Annotated in this window: 12 protein-coding genes; 6 read left to right on the forward strand and 6 right to left on the reverse strand. The window is 37.7% G+C overall.

The features are described from left to right. Positions 1-4: 4 nt before the first annotated feature. A complete protein-coding gene (locus HDE68_RS04070; protein ID WP_183879169.1) occupies positions 5-1,738 on the reverse strand; it encodes a phospho-sugar mutase in 1,734 nt (577 codons plus the stop codon). 268 nt (positions 1,739-2,006) lie between these two features. Between HDE68_RS04070 and HDE68_RS04075 the strand changes: the two genes are divergently transcribed. From HDE68_RS04075 to HDE68_RS04085, 3 genes are all read left to right on the forward strand, one after another. Continuing rightward, a complete protein-coding gene (locus HDE68_RS04075; RefSeq protein WP_183879171.1) occupies positions 2,007-3,320 on the forward strand; it encodes an aspartate kinase in 1,314 nt (437 codons plus the stop codon). Positions 3,321-3,506: 186 nt separating this feature from the next. Next, entirely contained in the window at positions 3,507-4,664 is a 1,158-nt protein-coding gene (lysA, locus tag HDE68_RS04080) for a diaminopimelate decarboxylase (protein WP_183879172.1), read from the forward strand. A gap of 395 nt (positions 4,665-5,059) precedes the next feature. After that, entirely contained in the window at positions 5,060-5,965 is a 906-nt protein-coding gene (locus HDE68_RS04085) for a TolB family protein (RefSeq protein WP_183879174.1), read from the forward strand. 234 nt (positions 5,966-6,199) lie between these two features. On the opposite strand, the gene HDE68_RS04090 is transcribed toward HDE68_RS04085, so the two are convergent. The 4 genes from HDE68_RS04090 to HDE68_RS04105 all read right to left on the reverse strand — a co-directional run bounded on the left by HDE68_RS04090 (position 6,200) and on the right by HDE68_RS04105 (position 11,857). Then, positions 6,200-7,027, reverse strand: a complete 828-nt coding sequence (locus HDE68_RS04090; protein WP_183879176.1) for an ion transporter — start codon at positions 7,025-7,027, stop codon at positions 6,200-6,202. A gap of 127 nt (positions 7,028-7,154) precedes the next feature. Beyond that, positions 7,155-9,881 (reverse strand): outer membrane beta-barrel family protein, encoded by a 2,727-nt coding sequence (locus tag HDE68_RS04095; protein ID WP_183879178.1) that lies wholly within the window; start codon positions 9,879-9,881, stop codon positions 7,155-7,157. Between the two features lie 348 nt (positions 9,882-10,229). Beyond that, on the reverse strand, positions 10,230-10,613 hold the full coding sequence (locus HDE68_RS04100) for an SRPBCC domain-containing protein (RefSeq protein ID WP_041884573.1): 384 nt from the start codon (positions 10,611-10,613) through the stop codon (positions 10,230-10,232). A gap of 53 nt (positions 10,614-10,666) precedes the next feature. Continuing rightward, positions 10,667-11,857: an acyl-CoA dehydrogenase family protein gene (locus HDE68_RS04105; protein ID WP_183879180.1), complete on the reverse strand. Its 1,191-nt coding sequence runs from the start codon at positions 11,855-11,857 to the stop codon at positions 10,667-10,669. Positions 11,858-12,027: 170 nt separating this feature from the next. Between HDE68_RS04105 and HDE68_RS04110 the strand changes: the two genes are divergently transcribed. After that, a complete protein-coding gene (locus tag HDE68_RS04110; protein WP_183879182.1) occupies positions 12,028-12,396 on the forward strand; it encodes a dihydroneopterin aldolase in 369 nt (122 codons plus the stop codon). 6 nt (positions 12,397-12,402) lie between these two features. Next, positions 12,403-13,812, forward strand: a complete 1,410-nt coding sequence (locus tag HDE68_RS04115; RefSeq protein WP_183879184.1) for an FAD-binding oxidoreductase — start codon at positions 12,403-12,405, stop codon at positions 13,810-13,812. 31 nt (positions 13,813-13,843) lie between these two features. On the opposite strand, the gene HDE68_RS04120 is transcribed toward HDE68_RS04115, so the two are convergent. Further along, positions 13,844-14,326, reverse strand: coding sequence for an acyl-CoA thioesterase (locus tag HDE68_RS04120; RefSeq protein WP_183879186.1), 483 nt, complete (start codon positions 14,324-14,326; stop codon positions 13,844-13,846). A gap of 77 nt (positions 14,327-14,403) precedes the next feature. Between HDE68_RS04120 and HDE68_RS04125 the strand changes: the two genes are divergently transcribed. Further along, positions 14,404-14,838 (forward strand): Hsp20/alpha crystallin family protein, encoded by a 435-nt coding sequence (locus tag HDE68_RS04125; RefSeq protein WP_183879189.1) that lies wholly within the window; start codon positions 14,404-14,406, stop codon positions 14,836-14,838. The last annotated feature ends 17 nt before the right edge of the window (positions 14,839-14,855 follow it).

Below are 14,855 nucleotides of genomic sequence, written 5' to 3' on the forward strand. Positions count from 1 at the left end.
TCGTTTAAGCCTGTAAATCGCTCATCAGGGATTTTATTTTCTCTCCCAGTGCAGCATCAACTGTTTTGAATTCAGTTTTGTCTGCAAGCGGTGCATTTACACTGCAATAGAACTTGATTTTAGGCTCTGTGCCAGATGGACGGGCCGAAACAATACTTCCGTCTTCCGTGATAAATTGTAATACGTCAGACTTAGGGAAATCAAGTTTGGTTTTCTCTTTGGTATCCAAATCAGTTTCTATACCCAGTTCGTAATCCTTTAAAGTTTTTACTTTAGAACCTCCAAGAACCAATGGCGGATTATTTCTGAATTTCTCCATCATCGCTTTGATCTCTTCGGCACCACTTTTTCCTTTTTTAGTCAGGGAAACCAATTCTTCTTTATATAAGCCATACTCAACAAACATGTCCAGCATTGCATCATATAAACTGCTGCCTTTATCTTTGTAGAAAGCTGTCATCTCAGCTATAAAAGCACAGGAAATAATGGCATCTTTATCTCTTACCAGTTCACCAATCAGGTAACCATAGCTTTCTTCGCCACCGCCAATAAAGGTTTTTTTACCTTGCAGGCTGGTAATCAGATGACCAATATGTTTAAAGCCTGTTAAAGTGTTATAGCACTCCACATTTTTAGCTTTAGCAATTTCTTCTACAAGATTAGTTGTAACAACAGTTTTAACGATATACTGATTACCATCCAGTTTACCTTTTTCCTGCCACGCGGTGAGCAGGTAGTTAATCAACAAACTTCCGGTCTGGTTTCCATTAAGCAAGACAAACTCACCATCATTATTTTTAACAGCAATACCTACTCTGTCTGCATCAGGGTCTGTTGCCAGAACCAGGTCTGCATCAATTTCTTTTGCTTTATTTAAAGCAAGTGTCATGGCTTCTTTTTCTTCCGGATTAGGATAAACTACCGTAGGGAAGTTTCCATCTGGTGTACTCTGTTCTTTAACCAGTGTTAAATTGGTGAACCCAAATTGTGCCAGTGCTTTAGGAACTAAAGTAATACCTGTACCGTGAATAGGAGAATAAACTATTTTAAGGTCTTTCTGTCTTGCTATGGCTTCGGGAGAAACAGAAAGCTCAGTAATCTGATCAAGGTATAAAGTATCAATTTCTTCGCCGATCAGCTCAACAAGCTGCTCATTGCGTTCAAATTTAACTTCATCAATACTTTTGATGTTTGCCACTTCGTCCATAACCATAGTATCATCAGGAGAAGTAAATTGTCCTCCGTCCGCACCATAGGCCTTATAGCCGTTATATTCTTTTGGGTTATGTGAAGCAGTAAGCATCACTCCACTACGACATCCCAAATGTCTGATTGCAAATGAAAGTTCGGGGGTAGGGCGCAGTTCTTTAAAGAAATAAACATGAATTCCATTGGCAGAGAATACGTCCGCAGTAATTTTAGCAAAGAAGTCAGATTTGTTTCTGCTATCATGTGCGATAGCGACTTTGATTTTTTCTCCAGGATATTTCTTTAACAGATAATTACTCAGACCTTGTGTGGCTGTGCCAATTGTGTACTTGTTTATTCTGTTAGAACCAGCTCCCATAATTCCACGGAGTCCACCTGTACCAAATTCAAGACTTCTGTAAAAAGCATCTACTAATTCTGTGGAGGCTTCACTGTCTATTAGTTTTTGGATTTCTTCTTTTGTTTGTTGGTCATAATTGCCATTAAGCCACTCGTTAATGGTGTTTTGTATTGCTGCTTCTAATTGCATGTTCTCCGTTAATATTTGAATTATTCTGGTCTATAAACAAAAAAATGAGCCTGGATGTTTTTATTAAACCAAATTAAAAAGGCTGTTCTAATATTAAAAAATCCACTCTCCAAATTTAATTCTGTATATATAATGATTATTAAGTGCGTTTTGTTAATTTCACGCCCCAATGCAATTATATACCAAATTAATTGAATTAAAAATATCTGCCCCAAATAAAATTAACTGTGGCGGTAATTTCTTTTAATTATTAACCCAATTTAGAAAAATGAAGATATTAAAGTTTGGCGGAACTTCTGTCGGAAGCCCTGAGCGGATGACGAAATTGCTGGATATCATTAATCCGGCTGAAGAGCAAATTGTAGTTTTATCAGCAGTGTCTGGTACAACCAATAGTTTAGTAGAAATTTCAGGCAAACTTTTAAAGGAAGATAAACAGGGGGCGTTAATTTTAATTAACGCCCTAAATCAAAAATATAATGAATTTGTAATTGAGCTTCTTCCTGAAGGCAAATTCCGTCAGCAGGGACAGGAAATTGTCGATTATCATTTTCAATTTTTAGCTTCACTGGCGAATGATATTTTTACGCCTGTCGAAGAGAAAGTAGTTCTGGCACAAGGTGAATTATTGTCCACTACGCTTTATCATGTTTACCTGAAGTCTATAGGTGTACCTTCTGTATTACTGGCTGCACTTGATTTTATGAAAATCGATGAGGACAATGAACCGGATATCCCTTATGCAACAGCAAACCTTAAACCTTTGCTGGAGAAACATAAAGGGAATAAGTTATTTATCACGCAGGGTTTTATTTGCAGAAATAGCTTCGGTGAAGTAGATAACCTGCGCCGTGGTGGTAGTGATTATACAGCTTCTCTGATTGGTGCTGCGATTTTAGCAGAAGAAGTGCAGATCTGGACGGATATCGATGGGATGCATAATAATGATCCCAGGATTGTAAAGGGAACAAAGCCAATTTCTCATCTTTCTTTTGATGAGGCTGCGGAACTTGCTTATTTCGGAGCTAAAATTCTTCACCCCCAATCGGTATTTCCTGCGCAGAAGTATAAAATCCCTGTACGGTTATTAAATACCATGGAGCCTTCGGCTGCAGGTACATTGATTTCTTCGGAAAGCGAAAAAGGTAAGATTAAATCTATTGCTGCGAAAGATGGTATTATAGCGGTTAAAATTCAGTCGAGCAGAATGCTTTTGGCCTATGGTTTCCTGAGGAGAATATTTGAAATCTTTGAGCGTTATAAAACGCCTATTGATATGATTACAACTTCGGAGGTAGCTGTTTCTTTAACAATAGATTTTACTGACAATATTGACAAGATTGTAGAAGAACTGCATGCTTTTGGTACGGTAGAACTGGATAAGGAACAAACGATTGTTTGTGTGGTAGGGGACTTTGGTGCGAGTAAACATGGTTTTGCATCAAGGGTACTGGATTCTATTAAACATATTCCGATCAGAATGATCTCTTATGGCGGTAGTAATTATAATATTTCTCTATTAATAAATACGGAAGATAAAACGGAAGTGTTGAGAAGTTTACATAACCGTATTTTTGAATAAAATACGGATTATCTCTTTTTGAGGTAAGTGAGGACAGCTATAATAAGAAATAAGAGTGCGATAAAGAGCCTTGTTCTTCTGTCGTATTCTTTTTTGCTGATTTTCTGACGCTGAAGATCGAAATAGTTGCCCATGTAAATCAACATCATTCCAATTAAACAAAATACAATAAGATATTTAAACATTATGTTTTCTAACAAAGATATAGCACAGTTTGCAGATTTAGAAACACCTTTCTATTATTATGACCTTAGTTTATTACAACGCAGCTTAAATGCCTGTGCTGATGCAGCTAAAGTTTATGATTTTCATGTGCATTATGCCATGAAGGCCAATTTTAATGATACACTGCTTAAAAGAATTAAGGAAGCCGGTCTGGGAGCAGATTGTGTAAGTGGTAACGAGGTAAAAAAGGCTATTGAGATAGGTTTCGATAAGAAACAGGTCGTTTTTGCTGGTGTTGGAAAATCAGACAAGGAAATCAATGAGGCACTGGACCTGGATATTTTCTGCTTTAATGTAGAGTCTGTTCAGGAGCTGGAAGTGATCAATGAGCTTGCTGGTAAAAAAGGTAAGGTGGCAAAGGTTGCAATTCGCATTAATCCTAATGTGGATGCACATACGCATCATAATATTACAACTGGCCTGGATGAGAATAAGTTCGGGGTAAATTCATGGGATCTTCCTGATTGTGCAGATGCCTTAAAAGCTTCACCTAATCTGGAGTTTATGGGGATACATTTCCATATCGGCTCTCAGATTACAAATCTTGATGTTTACAAGAATCTTTGTGTAAGGATCAATGAATTTGCAAAATGGTTTGAGGAACGCGGGTTCATGGTAAGGGTGTTGAACGTTGGCGGAGGATTAGGTATTGATTACCAGAATCCTGAACAGCAAATACCTGATTTTACGGCTTACTTTAAGATCTTTAATGATTTTTTAGAGAGAAGATCTAATCAGGAGGTTCATTTTGAACTTGGAAGAGCGATCGTAGGTCAGTGTTCTTCGCTAATCAGCAGGGTACTTTATGTGAAAAATGGTAAGAATAAGAATTTTATTGTTCTTGATGCCGGAATGACGGAATTGATGAGGCCAGCACTTTATCAGGCTTATCACCAGATTGAGAATTTAAGTAAGCAGGATGGTGAAGCAACTGTTAAGTATGATGTGGTAGGACCGATTTGTGAGAGTACTGACTGTTTTGGAAAAGAGGTGCTGTTACAGGAAACGAAAAGAGGAGATTTAATAGGGATAAGGAGTACAGGTGCTTATGGGGAGGTAATGAGTTCACACTATAATCTGAGGGAAAATGTAAGGGTTGCTTTTAACGAAGTGCCGTAATTTTATTTTCTCCACCAACAATAAAAAAAATGCCATGCTATCTGCTGACGGCTTTCATGAATTATGAAAGATGTCAGCAGATAGTATGGCGTTTTTTTTTCTTTGTGGGGTTGCAGGGTGTTTTTTTACACCGCGTTAAAAGCAACTCTGATATTTTATACAGATTTAGTTGTGATGGGGTTGGTTGGTGGTTAGGAGGTAAGGTGGGTTATTGTTTTTTAGACGAAAAATGCTTTTCCTATTACATGTATAACTAGATTATTCTTAATCTTTGAATCTGGATACGAATAGCATTGTAATCAGGTTAAAGACTGACCGTTTTTAGCTGATGCTATCGTTGAATAGCTGTTAAATTGAATTTAATACTATATACTATAAAATTATATTAAATACGCATGAAATCTTTTAAGTTTTTAATCCCTGCACTATCACTTTTAGTTGTTGCCTGTCATACTAATAATAAGCCTGATCATACCGAAACACCTAAGGTGGTTGATAATAAATATGCGCTGGCCTATCAGCTTGACGACAAAATAGTAGCGGCTAATGCTGATACTTCGAAACAGATTTCTTTTGGTGGGGCCACTGATCCATCAGTCTCTCCGGATGGGAATAAATTAGCCTATACGGTTAGCGATAGTTTGGGTAACCGGTCTGTCTGGATCGCCGATATGCTTAGTAAAAGCCAGACAAAATTGAACGTGAAGAATAAGAATTATTATAGGGCGATGTGGTCTCCTTCGGGGGATAGGGTTGCTTTTAGCATTTTTAATAAGAAATCAGTTTGGAAAGTAGGAGTAATCAAAGTAGATAATTCAGGTTATGTTATGCTGGATAGTACCTCGGTGCTTAACTTTTATGCACCGGCATGGAAGAATGAAAATCAGCTTATTGCTCAGGATCTTCAAAAACTTTACACATTTGATTTGACAGGGAAAATAGTAGGGGCTGTAAATATTGTAGATCTGATCGGAAAGAATTTTTCAATTGCCAGCAGCAATACTTTCTTTTATAGTAAGGACGGAAAGAAATTAATCTTTAATGCAGGTAATCAGGATATTTTAGCTGGTTTAACTGGTCCGGCTGAAGCAGTTTATGTTCTTGATATGGCAACTAAAAAGGTGAAAAGAATTTCTCCTGATGGGGTAACTGTTCCGTCTCTTTTTGTTACTGCAAATGATAAGATCGTTTATAGCGGCATGGAAAAGCCATTTACGACTTCTAAAATATATGCGACTGATTTAGAGGGTAGGGATATTAAAGTTGTTGTTGATAAAGGAAATAACCCATCTGCTAATTAATAGCTTTTTTGATTAATCAGGATCTGTATAGCTGTTAATTTCAGAATTTATATTGCTGATACAGGGCTAAATATCAGGAACTATTTTTTGTCGTATTGACGTCGTAGTTGGAAGGGTGTTGGAAGGGTACGGTACCCTTCCAACACCCTTCCAACTACGAACTCTTACTTATGACTGACGTATCTCTGATGTGTCGGTCATATTCGCATAGTGATTGTGCTTATCCGGAATAAATTATGACTTCTCCTGCTCTTTTAATTCTTTTCCACACCTGGAACAAAATCTTGCGTTTGCAGGATAAATTGGAGCATAACATACAGGACACTTCTCTTTGGCTTCGTCTGTAGCTCTGGCCATTTCTACAGATACGATACCGGTTGGAACTGCAATGATACCGTAACCGATAATCATAAGTATGCTTGCCAGAAGCTGACCCAAAGGACTTTGTGGCGAAATATCACCGTAACCCACAGTAGTGATTGTAACTATCGCCCAATAAATAGAAACAGGGATACTGGTGAAACCACTTGCATCACCTTCAATAATGTACATCAGTGTACCTATAATGGTTACCAGTGTAACTACGCTGGCCAAAAATACAGTGATTTTATATAAACTGTTTTTAAGGGCATTTCTCAATATATTTCCTTCGCTCGTAAAACGGCTCAGTTTTAAGATTCTAAATACCCGTAATAATCTAAATGCACGTATAACAACCAGATAATGGGCTCCTGCAAGGAATAGGCTCAGATAAGTAGGTAAAAATGCAATGATATCTATAAGCCCATAAAAGCTGAATATATACCTGGATGGTTTATCGCTGCTATAAATCCGAAGGGCATACTCCAGCGTAAAAAATATAGTGAAAATCCATTCTACAATGCGGATGTAAATCAGATATTGAGCTCTGAAACTAGCTACGCTTTCGAGAAAGACAGATAGAATGCTTAACAAAATAACCCATAGCAAAATCAGATCAAATAATTTACCTGCTTTGGTGTCCGATTCGAAGATGATTGTATGAAGTTTCTTTCTGAAGATGTCGTTATTTCTAATGGCCATGTATGCAAGATTACTCTAATTCTACCCTTTACAGAAATTAATTTTGCGCTATTTGAGTTTCAGCCTGCAAATCCGGATTGTTCTGCTTTAGTTTTGCAGGTTGAATGTTCTCTTAAATTACACATTTCTAGAGTCTTTTCAGTGCATCTTCGTTACCTGCTTTTTTCTCTGGGGAACTGAATTTGTTTTTACCAAATTTGTAAGTGAAGCCAATATTTACCCTTCGGCTATCAGAGTTGTATATGTTATGTGAACGATACATACCGAAATCATTATTCTGATAATAATCATTTCTTTTGAAGATGATTTCATTTCCACTCAGCCTGACCTGGCCCTTGCCGGACATGATGTCGAGCAGAAGGGAGGCATCTATATTTTTGTATCCACTATATTTTGATAAGTCCTGGGTATATCTGGTCCAGAAATAGGCGTCTACCTGAAGTTTGATGTTTTGGGACAGTTTAAATATTTGGGCCGACCTGAAATCTGAATGGACGGACGAGAGTAAATAAGAACTCCCTAATACCTGTCCCTGTACTTTAGTGTAGCCTAAGATATTGCCGCTGTTTTGAGTCTCCCACCAGGAATTTATGCGTAAGGGATAAAAGAGATTGAAAGATAGGTCAGATGATTTACTAAGATTTTGACGCGAAAAATAAGTGATTTTAGTAGCATAATCCTGACTATTGGGAAGCATAGCGATCATATCCTTTGCTGAGGTATAACTAAGAGACATATTCAGTTTGTGGATGTTTGTACTTATGGTATAGATGTTATCGTATTCTGGTTTTAACGAAGGATTTCCTTGTTCAATGGTATACTTGTTAACAAAAACGGTGTAGGGAACAAGGTCGTAATAAGGCGCCCTCGCTATTGCTCTTTTGAAAGAAAAGGAGAGGTTGTAATTTTCGTTGAAAGTGTGCTGATAGAGAAAAGAAGGAAAAGCATTGAAGTAGTTTTGATTAAAGAAACCTTTAAATACTGCCCTGGTGTTTTCTACTCTGAATCCTAATTGCAGCTTATCATTCTTCCAATCTTTTGATAAAATACCGTATGCACCTGCAATAATTTCACTGAGCCGGCTGTTATTCGAATAGGCGGGATCATTTTCAAATTGATTATTTTTATTGATTTCATAGTCTACAGTGCTTTTTGAGTCTGTCTTTTGATATTTAAGGCCAGTCTCCAGTGTCCACTGTTGGTTTAGATTACGCTTGTAGTCAATCTGAGCGATATAAACATTAATGTGTGAAGTGTTAACCGTTTGATATACCGGAGGGGTCCTGATCACTTCTCCAGAAGAATTTAATAACTCGGAAGGGAAATACTGAAATAAATTACGCCTGAAAGGGGTAAAGGTGGCCAGAACGGATAGTTCGTTTTTACCAGAATCTGTAGTTAAATGATAGTTTAAGTTATAAGTATAGGTTGATAGTTTGAGGTTGAAATTAGTATTGGTATTCAGGATAGAATCAATTCCTGCTCCTTGTTTACTAAACTTATCAGTTGTGGTCCAGGGCCCGTTAGCCCGAAGACTATTGCCATTGATTAATAAACCTATGGTTTGATTTTTATCAATCGCCAGGTCAGCACCGGTTTGGAAATTATAAAGCTTTGTATCTGCTAACCTGTTCAGGTCGCTCGTTAATATATCCGGAGAGTCTCCGTTTCCAAGAATCCTTTCTGTGTTAACTCTAAACAAGTTATCACTTTTATTGATACCAGCAGTTCCGAACAAGGTTAGGTTTTTACGTTTAAATGTTAGGGAGCTGTTTAAGTCAGCCTTACCATAAAGTCCCATAGAGCCTTCAGCATGGACATTTCCTGTTACTCCTTCTATTGTACTTTTTTTAGTAGTTATATTAATAACAGCACCATAGGTCGCATCATATTTGGCCGATGGCTGTGTAATTAACTCCACTTTTGAAATATTCCCGGATGGCAGGGTTTGTAAAATGTCCTGTAAAGATGCATCCGGAACTGGTTTGTTATCGATTAAGATCATTGTTCTTTTACCCTGCAGGGTAATGTTATTGTCTGCGGAAATCCGGACAAAAGGTGCTGACTTAAGTAATTGCAATGAATTTCCCGTGGCCATCGCACTATTCTCTATATTCATGATCAGACGGTCACTCTTTGTTTCCACCAAGGGACGGCTGGCAGTTATCCTGACCTCACTCAAAGTCTCTGAAAGAGGTTTTAGCGCTATGGCAGGGATGGTTAACCGATCTTTCGAATTCAAATTGAACGAGGCTGTCGTTAACTGAATATAGCCTAAGACAGATGCTTTAATCTTGTAGTCACCCATTTTAATTCCAGCAAACTGGTATCTCCCGGCTGAATCACTCAGCGCATTCATGACGAATGAGGAATCGACTGTTCTTCTCAGGGTTAATGTGACATATTCTAATGGCTTTTTGAACTCATCCATCACGCGGCCTATTATCCGGGCATTAGTCAGCGTATCTATAGCTGGCTGATTTGAAATGGAATTATTATGTTCAGTATTTGAGCTATTAGATTTTTGAGATTTGTCCAGGGGATAAACGGAGTAGTTTTTCTCGTCTATCTTATACCATCCTAATTTCAACGGGGTTAATAATCCGGTTAAAATCTCTTCGATTTTTTTTCCTTTAAGTTCTGTTTTATTCAAGACAACTTTCTTTTGGTTAACAGTTGTCTGCTCATATAGGAAGTTTACTTTATATAATTTACCTAAATCCTTCAATGCCTCTGCCAGAGGTACTGTCGCAGTAAGAGGGATGGATTGGAATAATGATGTTTCTTTTCTAAAACCATAACTCAAAGAGTAATGGCATAATAATAGGCTGAGACAAAAGTAAAATCTTTTCATAATGTTGTTTTCAAGCCTATTAGCTGCAAACTATTTCTTTTACCCCATTACAGAAAAATATTTTAATAAATCATTTTCAAGTGTTTGTAATTCAATGATATAAAATGAGTATTCAATATTTAAAAATGTCACCTGAAAGATTAAACGATGGTTCCTGATTGTTGTTAAATTTTATCAAAAGTGTCAACTAATAACTATCCTCTAAACACACCAGCTTATCAAACGTGGAATGAAGATTACAAATTTTAAAAAAAGCGCTTTGCAATTTCTGACATCAGGGCCCTCAAAGAGGGAACGTCAGTCAGAAATTGCAAAGCGCTTTTTTTAAAATCCCAATCCTAAATGAAACTATTCTTCTTCGAAGAAATCCTGCAATCCCCCTATGTAATATTCATTCAGTCCTGTCGTAAAATCTTCATAATCCTCATCAGGAATATTCGTCTGTACAAATTCCAGAGAAGTCCCTTTTTTATCGGCGTGAAGTTTAATTGTTACAATAGAAGGCTCATTCTCTTCCCCAAAATACCACTGCTGTACAATTTTTTTACCATAATCGAACTCCAGGTTTTTTCCAATGATATCTCCTTCCCATAAAGAAAATTCGGTATCCGGCTGATCCGTAAATTCCACTTCAGCACCAGTCCATAACTGTATGCTTTGTGCTTTTGTCATTGCCAGATAAACTTCCTCAGGCGGAGCAGGAAGATAATAGTATTTTTTAAAGGTCTTCATTCGTAATCTATTGTTTGTTATATAACGGCTATGAAACAATCATAGCCTTTTTCTTATTTAAAAGCATTTATGCCTGTGACATCCATTCCTGTAATCAGCAAATGAATATCGTGCGTACCCTCATAGGTGACCACCGATTCCAGGTTCATCATATGGCGCATAATTGAATATTCGCCCGTGATCCCCATTCCTCCAAGCATTTGTCTCGCATTTCTGGCAATATCCAGTGCAATTTCAACACTATTTCTTTTGGCCATTGAAATTTGTTCGGCCGTCGCTCTGTTCTCACTTTTCAATACGCCCAGTCTCCAGACTAATAATTGACCTTTAGTGATTTCGGTAATCATTTCAGCTAATTTCTTTTGCTGTAACTGGAAACCACCAATAGGTTTTCCAAACTGAATACGCTCTTTAGAATAACGTAAAGCAGTATCGTAACAATCCATCGCTGCACCCAAAGCCCCCCATGCAATGCCATATCTGGCCTGGTTCAAACAACCCAAAGGGCCTTTAAGACCAGAAATTTCCGGGAATATGTTTTCCTTAGGGACTTTCACATTGTCGAAAACCAATTCGCCGGTTGCAGAAGCACGAAGGCTCCATTTATTGTGCGTTTCGGGAGTTGAAAAACCTTCCATCCCACGTTCAACCACCATTCCTCTGATTTTTCCTGCTTCATCCTTCGCCCAAACTACAGCAATATCAGCAAAAGGGGCATTGGAAATCCACATTTTAGCACCATTTAACAAATAGTGGTCGCCTTTGTCTTTGATGTTAGTCACCATACCACCAGGATTTGATCCGTGATCCGGTTCCGTTAAACCAAAACAACCCATCATTTCTCCCGTAGCCAGTTTTGGTAAATATTTAAGGCGCTGTTCTTCAGAACCATAAGCATAAATAGGATACATCACTAAAGAACCTTGTACAGAAGCTGTAGAACGGATACCTGAGTCTCCACGTTCCAGTTCCTGCATGATTATGCCATATGAGATGTAATCCAGGCCTGCACCTCCATATTCTACTGGAATAGTAGGGCCAAAGGCACCAATCTCACCTAAACCCCTGATCAGGTGTTTAGGGAATTCCGCTTTTTGTGCGTAATCCTCTATGACCGGACTAATCTCATTCTTGACCCAGTCACGAGCCGTTGACCTTATCAGTTTATGTTCTTCAGACAAAAGTTCGTCTAACAGATAGTAATCCGGTGCTTCATAAAGGTCTTTCTTTCCTGATTTGTTCATGGTTTACGCTATATTTGGTTGAACTGGCTTTCTGCCTGGTAACATTATACAAATCTTTTCGTAATATTATATAACTATTATCCGAAGCTTGTTTTCAAAGGTAATAATTTCGTGTAATGGCTGGCTAAAACCGATCAAAAATTTAATTTTGTTGCACAAATCAGATCATTATGTATTTACAAACTGTCGCTTTAAATGATGTCAAATGTTTTGCCCTGCATGGATTTTATCCGGAAGAGCAACTTACAGGAACTGAGTTTCTGGTTAGCGTTGAAGTTACTTTTATCCCTTCGGGCGATACTGAAGACTTACAGCGAACCGTTAATTATGAAGTGCTGAATACAATTATTCTCGAAGAGATGAGGAATACCAAAAAGATGTTAGAGTCTGTGGTTAAGCTTATTCTGGACAGAACAATTTCTACTTTTCCTTTTGTTTTAACTGCTGTAGCCGGAATCAAGAAAGTGCATCCGCCGATGCCAGGTGAGATTGACAATTCATTTGTTCAATTATCCTATACATCCGAAAAGAAATATTAAATATATATGTCCGACTTCCCTGATTATAAAAAGATAGATCCTGATTTTCTGACCCGGCTTGTTTCCATTTTGGGTGCAGAGAATGTTTTTACTGACGATGTTTCATTAGTAGATTATAGCCACGATGAAACTGAAGATCTTCAGTTTCAACCCGAGGTAGTTGTAAAACCTGTAGATACAACTGCTGTATCGGCCCTGTTGAAACTTTGTAATGAACATCATGTTCCGGTTACGCCAAGAGGTGGTGGAACAGGACTGAGCGGTGGGGCCTTACCCGTGTTTGGTGGTGTATTGTTATCTATGGAACGCTTTAAAGCTATTATTTCTATTGATACTGAAAATCTGCAGGCTACAGTTGAACCAGGGGTGATTACTGAAGAATTTATGAATGCGGTTGCTGAACACGGATTGTTATATCCTGTTGATCCGTCAAGTAAGGGTTCTTGCTTTATAGGCGGAAATGTAGCACACGGTTCGGGTGGGCCAAGGGTGGTGAAATATGGAACTATCAGAGAGTACATATTGAACCTGGAGGTTGTTTTACCTACCGGCGAAGTTATCTGGACAGGAGCAAATACACTGAAGTATGCTTCCGGCTATAATCTGACCCAGTTAATGATTGGTTCTGAAGGGACATTGGGCGTGGTGACTAAAATCGTTACTAAACTGATTCCTAAAGTGCAGAATAGTGTGCTGATGCTGGGATCTTTTTCTCATAATGAACAAGCTTGTGCTGCGGTATCTGCAATTTTCAGAGCTGGTATTATTCCCTCTGCTTTAGAGTTTATGGAGCGTAAGGGGGTAGAATGGGTGGTAAAGTATGATGATATTAAATTTGATATCAAAGATGGTGTAAATGCTTATCTGATGATAGAATTTGATGGAGATGATATGGATGCAATCTTTAAGGATTGTGAAAAGGTAAATACGGTATTGGAAGAGTTTAACTGCTCAGAAGTGCTTTTTGCTGATACTGCCGGACAGAAGGAGGATTTATGGCGTATGCGAAGAACAATGGCCGAATCGGTGAAGTCAAATTCTGTTTATAAGGAAGAGGATACGGTGGTGCCAAGAGCTGCACTTCCAGCATTAATCAACGGAATTAAAGAAATTGGTTCGAGATATGGTTTTGAAAGTGTGTGTTACGGGCATGCAGGCGATGGTAACCTGCATATCAATATTATCAAAGCGGGAATGAGCGATGAGGACTGGAAGAATAAATTAAAAGATGGTATTGTTGAATTGTTCAGGTTAACAACCAGCCTGGGCGGAACGATTTCAGGAGAACATGGAATTGGGCTTGTGCAAAAAGAATTTATGTCTATTAAGTATAGCGAAATCAATCTTAATCTAATGAGAGGGATTAAAAGGGTTTTTGATCCGAATGGAATTTTGAATCCTGGAAAGATATTTTAAGTTTAAAGATTGATGGCTTCTGAACAGCTTTCTAAAGTTGTTCAAAAGCTATCATTTTCTCTTTTTCTGTTTCCGGAATAGGAATGGCTTTTTTACCGGAATGGGAGAAGGCTACACAAATAGTTTTTCCTTTGGTACAGATTTCTTCTTTACCATGGATATGTTTGACGATCATGTAGTCCAGATCGAAACTCGTATTTCCAATTCTGGAAGTGCGTACATATATACTTACTTTATCTTCTATAAATATTGGACTGATATAGTCTATTGACGCCTGTGCAATAACAACACCTGTTTCTTTCCAGTTCCATGAGATTGCATTGTTCCAATACTTTGTACGCGCAATCTCCAAATAGGTGAAGTATACTGCATTATTCACATGGCCAAGCATATCAAAGTCAGCAAAACGGGTTTCTATTGCTGTTTTATACTTGAAGCTGTCTAAACTACCTGGGTTAACTGACTTTTTGTCTGTTTGTTTTGGTTTTGAATGCCAAAATGTCTTAAATGTCATAGATTATGGGTTTGGTATGGGAGTTGAACAGGTGGTTATATATTTAAAAATAAAAAAAAATAAAGGAGAATATAGCTATGACATTAGTAAAATTTAACAACCGTACAAGAAGCCACGCACCTTACTTTAACAATGTTTTTGATTCTTTGTTCAGTGAAGCGCTAAATAAAAATTATACTATAAATAAAGTTCCTGGAGTAAATATTTTAGAATCGGAAATAAATTACACTATCGAGCTGGCAGCACCAGGTTTGGAGAAAAGTGATTTTCAAATTAATTTGAAGAAAGATACGCTTTCTGTTTGGGCTGAGAAAAAAGAGGCCGATGGAGAAGTAAAGAAAAACTATAGCAGGAAAGAATTTGATTATTTGTCTTTCGCAAGATCATTTACTTTACCTGAAAGTGTTGATGCAGAGAAAATTTCTGCAGAATATGTGAATGGGATATTGACAATTGCGATTGGGAAAAGGGTTGAAGTGAAGGAAGATAGTAAAGAGATTAAAGTTTTGTAATTGAGTTTGGTTTTTTA

It is taken from the genome of Pedobacter cryoconitis (assembly GCF_014200605.1).
GTDB lineage: Bacteria > Bacteroidota > Bacteroidia > Sphingobacteriales > Sphingobacteriaceae > Pedobacter > Pedobacter cryoconitis_B.

Excerpts from the sequence above, each read along its gene's own strand:
- HDE68_RS04090 (WP_183879176.1), bottom strand. The coding sequence starts at position 7,027 with ATGGCCATTAGAAATAACGACATCTTCAGAAAGAAACTTCATACAATC.
- HDE68_RS04075 (WP_183879171.1), top strand. The coding sequence starts at position 2,007 with ATGAAGATATTAAAGTTTGGCGGAACTTCTGTCGGAAGCCCTGAGCGG.
- lysA (WP_183879172.1), top strand. The coding sequence starts at position 3,507 with ATGTTTTCTAACAAAGATATAGCACAGTTTGCAGATTTAGAAACACCT.
- HDE68_RS04120 (WP_183879186.1), bottom strand. The coding sequence starts at position 14,326 with ATGACATTTAAGACATTTTGGCATTCAAAACCAAAACAAACAGACAAA.
- HDE68_RS04110 (WP_183879182.1), top strand. The coding sequence starts at position 12,028 with ATGTATTTACAAACTGTCGCTTTAAATGATGTCAAATGTTTTGCCCTG.
- HDE68_RS04095 (WP_183879178.1), bottom strand. The coding sequence starts at position 9,881 with ATGAAAAGATTTTACTTTTGTCTCAGCCTATTATTATGCCATTACTCT.
- HDE68_RS04105 (WP_183879180.1), bottom strand. The coding sequence starts at position 11,857 with ATGAACAAATCAGGAAAGAAAGACCTTTATGAAGCACCGGATTACTAT.
- HDE68_RS04070 (WP_183879169.1), bottom strand. The coding sequence starts at position 1,738 with ATGCAATTAGAAGCAGCAATACAAAACACCATTAACGAGTGGCTTAAT.
- HDE68_RS04115 (WP_183879184.1), top strand. The coding sequence starts at position 12,403 with ATGTCCGACTTCCCTGATTATAAAAAGATAGATCCTGATTTTCTGACC.
- HDE68_RS04085 (WP_183879174.1), top strand. The coding sequence starts at position 5,060 with ATGAAATCTTTTAAGTTTTTAATCCCTGCACTATCACTTTTAGTTGTT.
- HDE68_RS04125 (WP_183879189.1), top strand. The coding sequence starts at position 14,404 with ATGACATTAGTAAAATTTAACAACCGTACAAGAAGCCACGCACCTTAC.
- HDE68_RS04100 (WP_041884573.1), bottom strand. The coding sequence starts at position 10,613 with ATGAAGACCTTTAAAAAATACTATTATCTTCCTGCTCCGCCTGAGGAA.